We start from the raw sequence: 14,396 nt of genomic DNA, 5'->3' as shown, positions 1-14,396 counted from the left end.
CTCCCTCTCTTGTTTTCTACCCTTATCAGCGGCGATTAACCGGTTCAGGCACTGGCCAGCCAGTTAAGCCAGGCATCCATCCCTTCACCCGTAGTGGCGCTGACCTGGATCACCTGAATATAGGGGTTGACCCGTTTGGCGTTCTCGATGCAGCGGGCCACGTCAAAGCTGACGTAGGGCAGCAGATCGATCTTGTTGATCACCATCAGCTGGGCAGCGGCGAACATATCCGGGTATTTCAGCGGCTTCTCTTCCCCCTCGGTGACGGAGAGGATCGCTACCTTGTACTTCTCGCCGAGATCGAAGCTGGCGGGGCAGACCAGATTGCCCACGTTCTCGATAAAGAGGATGCCTCCTTGATGGGCGGGCAGCTGGTGGCAGGCGTCGTGAACCATTTTGGCATCCAGATGGCAGCCCTTGCCGGTGTTGATCTGCACGGCAGGGACGCCAGTAGCACGAATGCGATCCGCATCGGCGCTGGTCTGCTGATCCCCTTCGATCACGGCGCAGGGGCGTTTTTCGGCCAGCAGGCGCAGGGTTTCGCACAGCAAAGTGGTTTTGCCTGACCCCGGGCTAGAGACGAGATTGAGCACCAGTTGGTCGGCAGCTGTGAAGTGCTCGCGGTTGTGGGCCGCCAGCGCGTTGTTCTTGGTCAGCACATCCATCTCGATGGCGATCAGCTGGCGCTGCCCCATGCCGGGCACCGACAATCCCGCTTCCCCTTTGCCGTAGTGCAGATCACCCTGCTGGTGGTCATGGTCATGGTCATGGTCATGGTCATGGTCATGGTCGTGGCTGTGATCATGGGGATGTGCGTGAGAATGGCCGTGGTCATGAGAGTGGACATGATCATGATGATGGTCGTGGGGGTGATCATGGTGGTGCTCATGGGGGTGATCATGCCCCTCATAGCTTATGGGAGCCCGCACCCCGTGGTAGTGGTGATGGACATCCCCCTGATGGTGATAGTGGTGGTGAATGATCAGGGTGCGCGGCGCGCTCTGCTCGTGATCATGATGGTGATGGGCGTCATGAGCATGATGATGGTCGTGTTCATGACCATGTTCATGGTGATGTTCATGTTCGTGATGATGCTCATGATCGTGCTCATGGCCGGCGATCCGCGCCTGGCCGCATCCGCATACGCTACACATATCAACTTACCTCGATGTCGGTGATGCGCAGGCTATCACCCTGCGCGACTCGTAATTTGTACCCACCACACTCGGGGCAGGCTTGCCCGCGCTCGGTGAGGGTGACCGTCTGGTTGCAGTCGTAACACCAGGCCTCTGCCGCCTGGTGTTGAAAGTGCAGTTGGGCCCCTTCGACGGCGGTGCCCTTGGCGGCCGCCTCGAAACAGAAGGCAATGGTGTCCGGGTCGACGCAGGAGAAGCTGCCGACCTCGAGCCAGAGGGCGGTCACCCTGGTAAAGCCCCGCTGGGTGGCCTGTTCAGCCGCCAGATCGATGGCGGCCATGGCCAGAGACATTTCGTGCATGGTGGCTCCTTAACCGATATGGGGAGGAGCAGTGACTCCTCCCTGTAATTGACGGAACGGCATGGCCGCTCAACAGATCCGCGGCAGCAGCTCCCCCTGCGGTAGCTCCAGATAGCGGCGGCTGCCCCAGGGGTTGTTGAGGATCACCTTGTGGCGATCGCTCGCCTGCACCACGCCGATCTGGCTGGCTGCTGGGTTGAATTGCCGCAAGATGCCCAGCGCGTTCTGTGCCTGTTCGGCAGGCAGGGCCAGCACCATGGTTCCTTCATTGGCGAGATCATGGGGCTCGAAACCGTAGAGCTCGCACAGGCCGCGCACCGGATCGCACACTGGAATGGCGGACTCCTCCAGCTCGATGGCAACGCCGGAGGCGCTGCTCCATTCGTTGAGCACAGCGGCAAGGCCACCGCGGGTGGCGTCGCGCAGGGCGTGAGGGGTAATGCCAGCCTGCAGCAGCGCTTCGACCTGCGGCCAGAGGGTGGTACAGTCGCTCTTGAGATCGGATCCCAGTTGCAGGGCGTCACGGGCCATCAGGATGCAGGCGCCGTGGCTGCCGATATCCCGCGACACCAGAATGGCGTCACCGGCCTTGAGGTTGCGTACCGAGATGCCCCTGCTCTGCTCAGGCAGAGGGAAGGTGCCGACCCCGCTGGTGTTGATAAAGATCTTGTCGGCTGCCCCCTTGGGCACCACCTTGGTGTCGCCGCAGACGATGCGGGCGCCGCTTTTGGCAAGCTCTGCTGCCATCGACTCGACGATGCGGGCGAGATCGGCGTAGGGGAACCCCTCCTCGATGATAAAGCTGGCGCTCAGATACTCGGGTTTGGCCCCCATCATGGCGAGATCGTTGACCGTGCCGGCGATGGCCAGCTTGCCGATATCGCCCCCCTCGAAGAAGAGCGGCGAGACGGTAAAGCTGTCGGTGGTGAAGGCAACGGGGCCGCTCACCGGCAGATGGGCGGCATCTTCACCGCGCAGCAGGATCTCGTTGCCAAAGTGGCGAAAGAAGAGCTGGTTGATCAGCTGATTCATCTCGACGCCGCCGCCGCCGTGGCTTAACTGAATTTCTCTCATTGGATCCCCATATATCGGTAGTAGGCATTGCAGGCCCCTTCGGAGCTGACCATGCAGCTGCCCATGGGCTGGGTCGGGGTGCAGCCCCGGCCAAAGACTGTGCACTGGTTTGGCTTGGCCAGGCCGCGCAGGATATCGGCGCACTGGCACGCCTTGTGGTCATCGATGGGAGTCTGATTAAGCGCAAAGTGACGCTCCGCATCGCGCTTGGCGAAGGCATCGCGCAGGCGCAGGGCGGAGGCGTTGATATCCCCCAGACCTCGCCAGCGAAAGTGCTCGCGGGTCTCGAAAAAGCGCTCGACCAGTCGCTGGGCGGCTTTATTGCCACTGGCGGTGACGGCGCGGCTGTACTGCACCTCCAGCGCGTAGCGACCCTCCACCTTCTGGCGCACCATCATCAAGAGCGCCTCCATCACATCCACCGGTTCGAAGCCACTCACCACCACAGGCACCTGATAGCGATCGACGATAGGCAGGTAGATATCGGCGCCGGTGATGACGCTGACGTGAGAGGGGCCGATAAAGGCGTTCACCTTGGCCACCCCGTCGGCCATCACCGCATGAATGGCTGGCGGCACCAGCACATGGTTGATATGAAACAGGAGGTTATCGACCTCTTGCTCTTCAGCGGCAGCCAGCAAGGCGGCGGTCATGGGGGTGGAGGTCTCGAAACCGATGGCGAAGAAGACCACGGTTGTCTCCGGATTCTCTTTGGCGATGCGCAGGGCATCGAGGGGGTCATAGACCGGGCGGATATCGCTCCCCTTGGCCCGCTGCTGGGCCAGCGTGCCCTTGGAGCCCGGCACCCGGATCATGTCCCCCAGGGTGACCAGAATGACATTCGGTTGACTCGCCAGCTCGATGGCCTGATCGATGCGCTCTTTGGGCATGATGCAGACCGGGCAGCCGGGGCCGTGGACAAACTCGATACTGGCGGGCAGCAGCTGGTGCAGGCCGTACTTCATGATGGTGTGGGTATGGCCGCCGCACACCTCCATCACCCGCAGCGGCTCGGGCAGATCCTTGGCCAGTTCTGTAATTTGGGCGGCGAGGGCGCGGATCACCTCGGGCTGGCGAAAGCCCTGAAAGAGGTCATTCAAGGTCAGCATGGCAAGATATCCTGTTTGGGCATCAGGGCCACCATCTGGCGGAAGCTCTCGAGGCTGGCCTGCGCCTCCTCGTCGTCAATCTTGCTCATCACAAAGCCGATATGGAGCAGCACATAGTCGCCCACCTGGAGGGGCTCTTCGAGCAGCATGCAGCTGACGCGCCGCTGCACCCCCAAGGTGTCGACGGTGACGCAGTTATCTTCGGGGTGCAGTTGCACCACCTGAGAGGGGATGGATAGACACATGGATTTCAGGACTCCGACAAGGTGGCACAACCGGCTGTGGCAGGGTGGTGCGTGGCAATATGGTGGATGGCAAACCAGAGCTGACCGGCGGCGATGCCACCGTCATTGAGCGGCAGGGTTTCGCTGGTCAATACCTGCCGGCCGGCGGCTTCGAGAGCGGGCACCAGCTGGTCCATCAGCACCCGGTTTTGAAAGACGCCCCCCCCCAGTGCCACCGGATAGCCGGGTAAGCGCTCGGCAAGGGCGATGACCAGATTGCTGATGGCGCGGATAAAACCGGCAGCCAGGCTGGCAGTGGCGGTGCCTTGGCGCCGCTCGCTGACAAGGGTATTGATGAGCTCGGCCCACTCGATATGCAGTGGCCCCTCTGCTGATTGGCTGAGATCAAAGGCGAGGGGGAAGGGCTGTTCATCGGGGGTCAGCTGCAAGGCAGCCGCCTCCAGCAAGAGTCCCGCTTCGCCCTCGTAATCCGGGGTATCGATCACCCCCAAGAGCGCCGCCACCGCATCGAACAGCCGACCGATGGAACTGGTGTAGGGGGCGTTGCGACCGAGATGCCAGAGCTGGTGCAGGTTACTGATCCGCTTAAGGGGCAGTTGCTTGATCAACGGAATATCGAGGGCACTGATCTGCTCAGGGCTGTGCGATTCAAACAGCAGCCCCAGCAGCTGACGTACCGGCTCGCGGATGGCCGCTTCGCCGCCAATAAGCTTGAAGGGGGCAAGGTGGGCAACCCGCTCAAATCCCTGAACGTCTGCGACCAGCAGCTCGCCGCCCCAGAGGGTGCCGTCATCCCCAAGGCCGGTGCCATCGAAGGCAACACCCAGCACCGAGCCCGTGATGTTGTGCTCGGCCATCACCCCCAGCAGGTGGGCGTGATGGTGCTGCACCTCGAGATGGGTGGCACCCTGATCATGGCAATAGCATTTGGCCCACTGGTGGCTGAGGTAGCCCGGGTGGCGATCCGAGACCAACAGCTGGGGTTTGAGATCGTAGAGATCGCGAAAGGTGGCCAGGGTTTGCTCGAAGTGCTCCTGCATCGGCAGGCTGTGCAGATCGCCGATATAGGGGCTGTAGATGCGCTGGCGGCCGAAGGCCAGTGCCAGCTGGTTCTTCTGTTGCGCCCCGACAGCCAAGAGCGGCACCCTGACCGCCTCTTGCAGGCTGGGGGTGCAGGGGGCATAGCCCCGGGCCAGCCGCAACGTCTGGCGTCGCCCGCCTGCCCACTGCACCAGACTGTCGTCGCAGGGGTGCAGGATGGGGCGGTTGTGATCCAGGATGCCGTCAATCTCGCGGCCGAGTTCCCTGGCCACCGCCTCGCACTCGATAAGGATTGGGCTGCCGCGACCATTGGCGCTGGTGGCCACCAGCGGCATGGCGCAGGCGTCCAGCAGCAGCTGATGGAGCGGGGTGTAGGGGAGCATGACCCCAAGGTAGGGGATGCCGGGGGCGATCCCCTCGGCCAGCGGTGCGGTTGTAAGTAGGGATTCTGAGAACCGATCATCGTTTTTGCGCTTGCGCAGCAAGGTGATGGGTCTGGCCTGAGAGGTGAGCAGTTGCCACTCGTCTTCGCTGCCGGTGACATGCAATTTGGCCTCGGCAAGGGAGCCCATCATCACCGCCAGCGGCTTGCGCGCGCGCCGCTTGAGTGTTCGCAATCTAGCCACACTCTGTTCATTGCGGGCATCACATATCAGGTGATACCCCCCCATCCCCTTGACTGCGATCAGTGCTCCCGCTTGCAGGGCGCGGGCAGCTGCTTGCAGGGCATCCTCGCGCTCGGCCAGCGCATCGCCGTGGCCGCTGCGCCAGCTGAGATGGGGCCCGCACTCGGGGCAGCTCACCGGCTGGGCGTGGTAGCGTCTGTCCAGCGGGTTTTCATAGGCCGCAGCGCAGCGCGGGCACATGGCAAAGCCTGCCATCGCGGTATGGGGTCTGTCGTAGGGGAGGCTGCGGATGATGGTGTAGCGCGGGCCGCAGTGGGTGCAGTTGGTAAAGGGGTAGTGGTGGTGGCGATCGCTTGGATTGGCCACGTCCGTGGCGCATGCCTCGCACATCCCCTGATCCGGCGAAATGGCGACCGTGGCCGCGCTCTGCTGCTGGCTCGCTTTAATTCGAAACTGGCCATGAAATTGGCCATCGAAGTCGGGATCATGAGCGAGGGGCAGTTCCCGCTCGCTGAAATGATCGATTCGGCTCAGTGGCGGCGCCAGTTCTCGCAGTTGGCGGGCAAAGCTGGCGAGCTGCTCAGGCGATCCTTCGGCGCCGATAGTGACGCCGTTGGCATCGTTCAACACATAACCGGCAAGGCCGTGGCGCAGCGCTAGCCCATAGACGAAGGGGCGAAAGCCGACCCCCTGAACTATGCCGTCGATATGAAATTCGCGGCGCAGCCGGTTGGCCACAGGATTGGCAGAGACAGAGGGGGCGATGGTGGCGCTCATGCCGGCTCCATCTCATCTTGAGTCTGCGGCAGACGCAGCACCCGGCGCTCGTTCTCCTCGCGCCGCACCCAGCCATCCATCTCCATGCGCAGGCAGAACGGAATGGCGTATTTGCGCGACAAGCCGGTGATCTCCTTGAGGGATGCCATGTCGATCAGATCTCCCACCTGCTGGCCCGCCAGCACGGCGGCGACCATCTGGTTGTAAAGCTCGGCGTCGTAGTAGATGGGGCCATCGAGCTGCACCAGATACTTGAGTCGCGCCAGATTGCGCAGCTGCTTTTGCAACGCGCCTTTTTGTAGCAGGCCCTGCTGCAGGGCCGCGGGCAGCTTGCGGGTGATAAAGGGGTCCAGCTCCACGCCGCCGGGGCCCAGTTTACCGGGCTCGTACCCCTCCTTGCCTTGATCTCGCACCACCTTGAGCACCAGCTGCGCCTCTTCCCCCAAATCATCTTCCGACTCGCCGCTGCCCGGCTGCCACTTGTCATGGTGCAGGCGAACAAGCTGCTCGCTTTTGAGCTGCTGGAGCAGGGCCTGAGTGACCGGCAGGGCGATGCCAAAGCGGGTTGCCAGCTCGGCGGCGCTAAGCGGTTCGCTGGCCAGGGTAGCGAGCAGCTGGTCGCGGCTTTGGGCCAGCCAGCAGTTATCCAGCAGCCACTCACCGAGGGGGGTGATCTGCTCTGGCTGCTGGTCAAAGCGGCTGGCCAGCACATAGCCATTGAGCCCCAGTTGCAGGGTGGCCGGGTTGTAGTGCTCCAAGTCATCAGGCAGCTCGCCCAGCAGGGTGTGCAGCGCCTTGCGTCTGGCGGGATGGATGTCGCCGCACCAGACGATGCGGGCGCCGTGCAGCAGTTCGCTGCTGCCGTGGCGAATGATGGCGAGCGGCTGGCCAAAGAAGCAGGGGATGGGGCTGGTAAAGATCAGTCGCGCCAGCCGGGTATCCTTGATGGGGACAAAACGGGCCCGGCCATGCCAACTGCCAAGGGCCACCTCGATCTCCTGCGTGCGTAGCGCCTTGCCGCTCAGGCTCTCGGCGTTGAGTCGCACGATAAGGTGGGTTGCCGCCTCGCACTGGCCAGTGGCGCTGGTGAGGCAGTGACCGCGTGCCACCTCCTTGTGAGGCACTTTTTTAAGGCCCACCGCCACCCGGCAGACGGCGCCGATCTCGTCGACGCTCTGGTGATAGGCCTGCAGGGAGCGCACCTGCACCTCCCGATCGGCGGGGTAGAGGCGCAGCTTGTCTCCCACCTTGAGGCTGCCCTGCTGCAAGGTGCCGGTCAGCACAGTGCCGGTACCGTTGGCGGTAAAGACCCTGTCTACATAGAGGCGCGGGGCGCCCTGCTCGCGGGCAGCTTGTGAGGCTGGCAGATCGGCTAGCTGGCGCACGATGGCGGTGTGCAGGGCAGCCATATTGGCGCCGGTTTTGGCGCTGACGCTGACGATATCGGGCACCATGCCGCTCTCGTCCATCACCCGCTCCAGCAGACTCTCTTCAAGGAGCTCCAGCTCGTCGGGGGAGACCAGATCGCACTTGTTGATGCAGACCAAGAGGCGCGGCACCCCCATCGCCTTGAGCAGGCGCAGGTGATCGCCGGTCATTGGCATCCACCCCTCGTCGGCGGCAATCACCAGCAGCACCAGATCCAGACTCCAGAGCCCCGCCACCATATTGCGGATATAGCGCTCGTGGCCGGGGACGTCGATGACGCCTATGGTGTTGCCCTGACCGTCGTCGAAGTGGGCAAAGCCGAGATCCTGGGTCATGCCGATGGCCTGCTCATGGGCGCGGGCCGTAGTGATGCCGGTGAGGGCCTTGATAAGCAAGGTCTTGCCATGATCAACGTGGCCGGCAAGACCGATAACGGCGCGATAGGGGGTCATGGGATCAGGGCTCCTCGGTCGTATTTGTTGTATTGAACGGGGCGGGCAGCAGCAATTCCTTGAGTTGGGCGATCAGCAGTTCCATCTCGGTCGGCAGCAGGGTGGCCATATTGAGCAGCACCTTCTGCTGGCGCACGGTGGCGATGACCGGCACCGGTAGTTCGCGCAGGGCGTCGAGCAACTGCTGGGCCGGACGCGGGTCGGTGCACTCCAGCGCAGGGGCCGGGTAGAACTCGTCCGGCAGGGTGCCACCACCCACCACCAATTGGGCGGGGACCGGCACAAAGCAGCCGGGCAGGGCGGCCATCAGCCGGGAGGCTCTCTTCTGCATGGCGGCCGGGTTGCTCAAGGTGCGCTGGGCGATGCCCTCGCCGATGGGGGACTTGTTGAGCTTGTGGATGAGCAGGCGTTCCAGCAGGGAGTAGACGATGCGGCTCGGGCGGAAGGTGCGCATCATGGGGTGTTTTTCCAGCCGCTTGATAAGGTCGCTACGGCCGCTGATGATGCCCGATTGCGGGCCCCCCAAGAGTTTGTCACCGGAGTAGCAGACCAGATCCGCCCCCGCCTTGATGTACTGGCGCACCGAGGTTTCGTCCGGCGCAAACTCTTCGGTGGTCAAGCCGGAGCCCTGATCCACCGCCAGCACCACGTGCTCGGGCAGGGCGCGGGCCACCTCGCCGATATCGGGGGATTCGGTAAAGCCGCGAATGGCGAAATTGGATCTGTGCACCATCAGCACCAGCGCGGTCTGATCGGTGATGGCATCGAGGTAATCTTTGGCGGTGGTGATATTGGTGGTGCCCACTTCCACCAGTTTGGCGCCGGAGAGCGCCAGAATATCGGGAATGCGAAAGCCGCCGCCAATCTGGATCTGCTCGCCACGCGAGACGATCACCTCGCGCCCCTTGGCCACCTCCTGCAGCAGCAAAAAGAGCGAGGCTGCGTTGTTGTTGACCACCAGCGAATCCTCGGCCTGGGTGAGGCTACGGAGCAGGGGGGCGATCAGCCCCTTGCGCCCGCCGCGCTTGCCGGTGGCGAGATCCAGCTCCAGATTGTTGTAGCCGGTGTTGAGGTCACGCACCTCGTCCCACAGATCGGCACTTAACGGCGAACGCCCCAAATTGGTATGCACCAGGGTGCCGGTGGCGTTGATCACCCGGGTTTGACGCTGGCGCAACTGCTGTCGGCAGCGTTTGGCAATCAGCGCCTCGATCTGCTCGGGGGCGACGCCATGCTGGCGAAAATCTTCGCTCTGGCGCAGTTCGCTCAGGGTGTCGCGCACCGCCTGGGTCACCAGCGGGCGGCTCAGCGCTTCGATAAAACTGGCGAGAAAGGGTTGCTGCAGCAGCTGTTCCACTTGCGGCAGACGGCGCGTTGGTTGCTGGCCGGGCTGTTGCTGAGAATCTGGCTGTGAATCGCCGGCAGCCGTACCTGATGCGGGCTGGCGATGGGGGATGGCTGGCGCGTGAGACGAGTTCGGCATGGGATTACCAGTGCAGTGCGTGGGTTCGGGATGCGCACCGGTTTGCCGATAGAGAGGCCGAGCTGACGGGTTATGGCACTACTGGCGATTTGCGGATGAGTGCAAACTGGATGCATCAATGAGCGGGTATAAATTAATGCTGCATCGATGCTGATAAATTAATTTTTGGCCAGCGAGATAACCTGAGTTCGGATTATATTGGCAAGCGGAAAGCACCTTTTTTAAGGTATTACTTCAAACATATTGAACAAACAATGGAAATAACATCCAGACCGAAAAATTCAGCGAGAGAGTATTTGTTCAATAGATGAATTTGGCGGAAGAGGCAGGAATCGAACCTGCCAAAGCCTTCTCGGCTCACATCGGTTTTGAAGACCGAGGAGGCCACCAGACCCCATCAACTTCCATAACGGTCGCCATTTTGTGGCAAATTTCTGTGACTGGCAACGCTTTTTTTGTCATAAAAAAGCGAGAGTTAGCGATTTTTTGAAAAATTCAAAGAACCTTGTTTTATATCAAGTTCAGCACAATTAGCCCGATGTTTTTAATTTAACATCGGGCCTCGATCACATTGCCGGAACCGTCGGTCAATAACGGTCGTTAACAACTCGCTAAATAATCACCGCTTGGAATTGTCAATATTCCACTGCTCCAGTTTCTCTATTAACAAGTCGGTATCTTTGGCTGCATCAAGATGCTGATAAAGATAATCCATCGCCTCGTTCACCATCTCGGTCATCGGGAAGGAAAACGCCACGATGGCCGGTTGTACCCCGACAAAGATCACCTCTGGGACAAAGGCCTTTAGCTCGTCGATCAGGAAATTGAGCGGCATATTGTGGGTCGAGAAGATAAACATCTCGGCGATGGTCTCGGGGGGGATCACCTGCAGGGTTCCCGCCTTCTCGCCGATCTCGGCGGCATCCACCAGCACCACCCGCTCCGGTTGCAGCTCCCGCACCTTGTAGACCACATTTTCCGGCGCGATGCCGCCGTCAATATGGATCCAGCCGGACAGGGGGGCGGCTTGCAGTTTGTCGGCAAGATAGGGGCCGGCACCGTCGTCCCCCATCATGGCATTGCCCACGGTCAACACGAGATTGCAGCCCATCAGCGGCTCCTTACCATCAGGTACATATGGGGGTCGTTATAGAGGGCGGTGAGCTGATCCATAAAGGTGTTGGTCCAGCCCAGCTCCTGCTCATCGAGCAGATTGTCGGCTTTGCGCAGTCGGTCGAAGGCGCAGGCCAGCATATGGCAGTGCTCGCGATAGATGGTGATCTCGCCAAAGGTGAGAAATCCCTCCATCTTGCGGCGCGCTTCGCTCCCCTCTGGCAGCTTGGCCACCCAGTCGCGATAACCGATCAGCGAGCAGACCAGGTCTGCTCGCAGGCAATCGACGATGCCGAGGTGGTGGCCGATGGCGAGGCTGTAGTACATCACCTCTTTGGCCTCTTCCGGCACGTCGAACTGCTCGTCGACGAACTTGCGCGAGAGTCGATAGAAGAAAACCTCGTCAGCCATGCACTGCCTCTCCCTTGCCGGCCGCCCGGTTGAGGCAGGCATTTGCGAGGTTGTTGACGATCTCCGAGAGGCGCGGATCGTCGTGCTGATCGAGGTAGCTCTGGATGCGCAGATCCACATCCTGCTGGGTCGCCCCTTCGAGCAGGGCCATGAACTCGTCGGCGATGATCCGCCCCTGACGATAACCGGCCATGCGGCGCGCTTCGCGCTCGATCATCACCCGAATTTCGTTGGGGATGCCGGTGTGGCGCAGCTCGACCCGCTCACCCGGTTGCACCTCGTGACTGGTGGCTTTGAGTTTCTGCTCAAGCAGACCGAGCGCCACCGCAAAGCCGTAGATGGTAGCCGCCGGTGTCGGAGGGCAGCCGGGGATATAGACATCCACCGGCACGATCTTGTCGGTGCCGCCCCAGACGCAGTAGAGGTCGTGGAAGATGCCACCGTCACAGCCGCAGGCGCCGTAGGCGATGCAGATCTTGGGATCGGGCGCTGCCTCGTAGGCGCGCAGGGCCGGTACCCGCATCGCCCGGGTCACAGCGCCGGTAAAGAGCAGGATGTCGGCGTGGCGGGGGGAGGCGACCACCTTGATGCCGAAACGCTCGGCATCGAACAGCGGGGTGATGGTGGCGAAGATCTCGATCTCGCAGGCGTTGCAGCCGCCGCAATCGACCCGGTAGACATAGGCCGAGCGGCGAATGTCTTTGAGCAGGGTCTTCTTGAGTTTGGTGATCTCGGGATCCTGTGCCAGCGGCACGGCGCGGGTATGGGCATGGCCGACAACCGGTTCTATGCCTTTGATCTTGCTCATCACATCCACTCCTGTTGTGCGGCCATCGGTGTGGCTACCGGTGCGATCAGGGCCGAGTCAGGCTGGCTCAGCATGCTCTGTTTTCGTTTGCAGTCGGGGCAGTGGTGCAGCCTTTCCGGGGTCGCGAGCGGCGTGCCCGCCTGCTTGAGGGTGTCCTCCACCAGCGCCACCAGCTTGCTCGGGGCAAAGTAGGTGCCGCACAGGGTGCAGGGGGCCAGCGCGAAGCGCGCCTCCTCATAAAGATCCGCCTTGTTGGTCACCGCCAGTTCGAACTCGGGGGAGAGGGCGATGGCGCGGGTCGGGCAGACCTCCTCGCAGCGGCCGCAGAAGATGCAGCGCGCCATGGAGATCTCCCAGCGCCGTTCGCCGGTCTCCATATCCACTTCCATCACCAGCGCATTGGCCGGGCAAGCCTTGGTGCAGGCGGCGCAGGCGATGCACTGATCCGCCTGATATTTCGGTTTGCCGCGAAAATCCCGGTTCACATCAATAGGGGCGAAGGGGTACTTGGCGGTCGGGGTGCCAGCCTTGAGGATGGTCTTGAACAGCTTGATCATGATGACCCCTTATTTCAGCGGAGAGTTTTTGCGATCGATGCCGTAGCGCTCGATCTCCTTGTAGGAGACCACGGTGGATTTGCCCTTCTTGGGGTCGACCAGGGTGACCCGGTCGGTACAGGAGTAGCAGGGATCCAGACTGCCGATGATGAGCGGTGCATCCGCCACGGTATTGCCGCGCAGCATGTAGCGCAGAGCAGGCCAGTTGGCGTAGGTGGCGGCGCGGCAGCGCCAGCGGAACAGCTTCTGGTTGTCCCCGGTCATGCTCCAGTGGACGTTCTCGCCGCGGGGCGCCTCGGTAAAGCCCAGCGCAAACTTGCCCGGCTGGTAGGTGAAGCCTTCGGTGAGCAGTGGCCCTTCCGGCAGGTGCTCAAGACCAAACTCAATCATGTCGAGGGAGTCGTAGAGCTCGTGGATGCGCACCAGCACCCGGGATTGCACATCGCAACCCGCCTTGGTCTGGATCTCCATCGGCAGCTCGCGGTAACCGGCAAAGTCGTGAACTCGGCGCACGTCGCGCTTGAAGCCGCTCGCCCGCACCATGGGGCCGACGCAGCTGAAATCGCGGGCAATCTGCGGATCGAGCTTGCCGATACCGATGAGGCGGGAGGAGATATTGGCGGTATCCAGCAGCATGGCCACCAGGGGTTTGAGCTCATCACGGAGCTCGCGCACCAGCTGGGCACCCTTGATGCGATCTTCCTTGAAGATGTCGCGGCGCACCCCGCCAATCAGGTTGAGGCCATAGGTCTTGCGCGCGCCGGTCAGCAGCTCGGCCAGGGTCATGGATTTCTCCCGCACCCGGAAGAACTGCATAAAGCCGGTGTCAAAACCGGTGAAGTGGCTCGACAGGCCGATGTTGAGGATATGGCTGTGCAGGCGCTCCACCTCCAGCAGCACGGCGCGGATCATCTTGGCCCGCTCCGGCACCGGAATACCCATGGCGTTCTCCACCGAGGTGGTGTAGGCGACGCTGTGGGTAAAGCCGCAGATGCCGCAGACCCGGTCGGTCAGAAACGCCACTTCGTTGTAGCCCATGCGGGTTTCCGCCAGCTTCTCCATGCCGCGATGGACATAGAAGAGGCGGTAGTCGGCATCGATGATGTCTTCCCCATCGACGAACAGACGAAAGTGCCCCGGTTCGTCGGAGGTGATGTGCAGCGGGCCGACCGGCACGATGCGGTTGGCATCACTGCCCAGCTCATTGACGAAGGGGTAGGTCTCGGTGTCGGTGGTGGGCATCGGGCGCTGGCGATAATCCATGGCGTCCTTGCGCAGGGGATGGATATCCTCCGGCCAGTCATCCGGCAGTACCAGACGACGTTCGTCTGGCAGACCGATGGCGCGCAGGCCGTACATGTCGCGGATTTCCCGCTCGCCCCACACCGCCGCCGGAATGGTCGGGGTGATGGAGGGGTACTCCTGGGTATCGGCATCTACCAGCACCTTGACGGTGATCCAGCACTTGGTGTCGCCCTCCATGGAGAAGACGTGGTAGACGGCGAAGTGGCCGTTGAGGCTGCGCTCGTCATTGGCAAAGGAGAGCGGAAGCCAGCCCCCCAGCTGATGGAAGATCAGGCTGGCGGTTTCGACCAGACTGGTGGGCTTGACGGTAATGGTGGCCTGATCGGCGGTTTGCCACTCCTCGTCGACGATGGCGTGGGGCAGTTGTGCTCGCACCTGCTGGATGTAGTCGCAGCCGATGCGATCCGAAATGGCGATGGTCATGCAGTTCTCACTTTAATGTTCGGGAATGAGCATTCACAAATGATGAA

At 61.9% G+C, this 14,396-nt stretch carries 14 protein-coding genes and 1 tRNA gene; 1 reads left to right on the top strand and 14 read right to left on the bottom strand.

Annotated elements, in window-relative coordinates; translation table 11 throughout:
• Positions 1 to 44 precede the first annotated feature (44 nt).
• Positions 45 to 917, bottom strand: coding sequence for a hydrogenase nickel incorporation protein HypB (gene hypB, locus G5221_RS01710; RefSeq protein WP_421262810.1), 873 nt, complete (start codon positions 915 to 917; stop codon positions 45 to 47).
• Here hypB and G5221_RS01705 point away from each other — a divergent pair.
• On the top strand, positions 804 to 1,178 hold the full coding sequence (locus tag G5221_RS01705) for a hypothetical protein (RefSeq protein WP_421262679.1): 375 nt from the start codon (positions 804 to 806) through the stop codon (positions 1,176 to 1,178). The two genes, hypB and G5221_RS01705, sit on opposite strands and share 114 nt — an antisense overlap.
• On the opposite strand, the gene hypA is transcribed toward G5221_RS01705, so the two are convergent.
• The 13 genes from hypA to G5221_RS01640 all read right to left on the bottom strand — a co-directional run bounded on the left by hypA (position 1,156) and on the right by G5221_RS01640 (position 14,349).
• Complete coding sequence (hypA, locus tag G5221_RS01700; protein ID WP_045526958.1) at positions 1,156 to 1,497, bottom strand: hydrogenase maturation nickel metallochaperone HypA; 342 nt, start codon at positions 1,495 to 1,497, stop codon at positions 1,156 to 1,158. The genes G5221_RS01705 and hypA overlap by 23 nt on opposite strands.
• 69 nt (positions 1,498 to 1,566) lie before the next feature.
• Entirely contained in the window at positions 1,567 to 2,571 is a 1,005-nt protein-coding gene (gene hypE / locus G5221_RS01695) for a hydrogenase expression/formation protein HypE (protein WP_421262678.1), read from the bottom strand.
• Positions 2,568 to 3,680 carry a hydrogenase formation protein HypD gene (gene hypD / locus G5221_RS01690; RefSeq protein ID WP_421262677.1) on the bottom strand — a complete coding sequence of 371 codons (1,113 nt, stop codon included), beginning with the start codon at positions 3,678 to 3,680 and terminating at the stop codon, positions 2,568 to 2,570. Before hypD ends, hypE begins: the two co-directional genes overlap by 4 nt.
• Positions 3,674 to 3,925: a HypC/HybG/HupF family hydrogenase formation chaperone gene (locus G5221_RS01685; RefSeq protein ID WP_257697510.1), complete on the bottom strand. Its 252-nt coding sequence runs from the start codon at positions 3,923 to 3,925 to the stop codon at positions 3,674 to 3,676. The genes hypD and G5221_RS01685 overlap by 7 nt, the downstream gene beginning before the upstream one ends.
• A 5-nt stretch (positions 3,926 to 3,930) precedes the next feature.
• Complete coding sequence (gene hypF / locus G5221_RS01680; protein ID WP_421262676.1) at positions 3,931 to 6,369, bottom strand: carbamoyltransferase HypF; 2,439 nt, start codon at positions 6,367 to 6,369, stop codon at positions 3,931 to 3,933.
• Positions 6,366 to 8,249: a selenocysteine-specific translation elongation factor gene (selB, locus tag G5221_RS01675; RefSeq protein ID WP_421262675.1), complete on the bottom strand. Its 1,884-nt coding sequence runs from the start codon at positions 8,247 to 8,249 to the stop codon at positions 6,366 to 6,368. The genes hypF and selB overlap by 4 nt, the downstream gene beginning before the upstream one ends.
• Before the next feature lie 4 nt (positions 8,250 to 8,253).
• Positions 8,254 to 9,732 (bottom strand): L-seryl-tRNA(Sec) selenium transferase, encoded by a 1,479-nt coding sequence (gene selA, locus G5221_RS01670; RefSeq protein WP_421262674.1) that lies wholly within the window; start codon positions 9,730 to 9,732, stop codon positions 8,254 to 8,256.
• Between the two features lie 314 nt (positions 9,733 to 10,046).
• Positions 10,047 to 10,138 (bottom strand) — tRNA-Sec (locus G5221_RS01665).
• A gap of 213 nt (positions 10,139 to 10,351) precedes the next feature.
• Positions 10,352 to 10,843 carry a hydrogenase maturation peptidase HycI gene (gene hycI, locus G5221_RS01660; RefSeq protein WP_421262673.1) on the bottom strand — a complete coding sequence of 164 codons (492 nt, stop codon included), beginning with the start codon at positions 10,841 to 10,843 and terminating at the stop codon, positions 10,352 to 10,354.
• Complete coding sequence (locus tag G5221_RS01655; RefSeq protein ID WP_139733117.1) at positions 10,843 to 11,256, bottom strand: formate hydrogenlyase maturation HycH family protein; 414 nt, start codon at positions 11,254 to 11,256, stop codon at positions 10,843 to 10,845. Before G5221_RS01655 ends, hycI begins: the two co-directional genes overlap by 1 nt.
• Positions 11,249 to 12,064 (bottom strand): NADH-quinone oxidoreductase subunit B family protein, encoded by an 816-nt coding sequence (locus tag G5221_RS01650; RefSeq protein WP_005333324.1) that lies wholly within the window; start codon positions 12,062 to 12,064, stop codon positions 11,249 to 11,251. The genes G5221_RS01655 and G5221_RS01650 overlap by 8 nt, the downstream gene beginning before the upstream one ends.
• Positions 12,064 to 12,621: a formate hydrogenlyase complex iron-sulfur subunit gene (locus tag G5221_RS01645; protein ID WP_043168357.1), complete on the bottom strand. Its 558-nt coding sequence runs from the start codon at positions 12,619 to 12,621 to the stop codon at positions 12,064 to 12,066. The genes G5221_RS01650 and G5221_RS01645 overlap by 1 nt, the downstream gene beginning before the upstream one ends.
• A 9-nt stretch (positions 12,622 to 12,630) precedes the next feature.
• Positions 12,631 to 14,349, bottom strand: coding sequence for an NADH-quinone oxidoreductase subunit C (locus tag G5221_RS01640; RefSeq protein WP_017784116.1), 1,719 nt, complete (start codon positions 14,347 to 14,349; stop codon positions 12,631 to 12,633).
• Between the last annotated feature and the right edge of the window lie 47 nt (positions 14,350 to 14,396).

This window comes from Aeromonas sp. 602200 (genome assembly GCF_049173895.1).
In the GTDB taxonomy this organism is placed as follows: Bacteria; Pseudomonadota; Gammaproteobacteria; order Enterobacterales; family Aeromonadaceae; genus Aeromonas; species Aeromonas veronii_A.
Note: the sequence above shows the minus strand (reverse complement) of the source record. Positions and strands in the feature narration are given on the sequence as shown.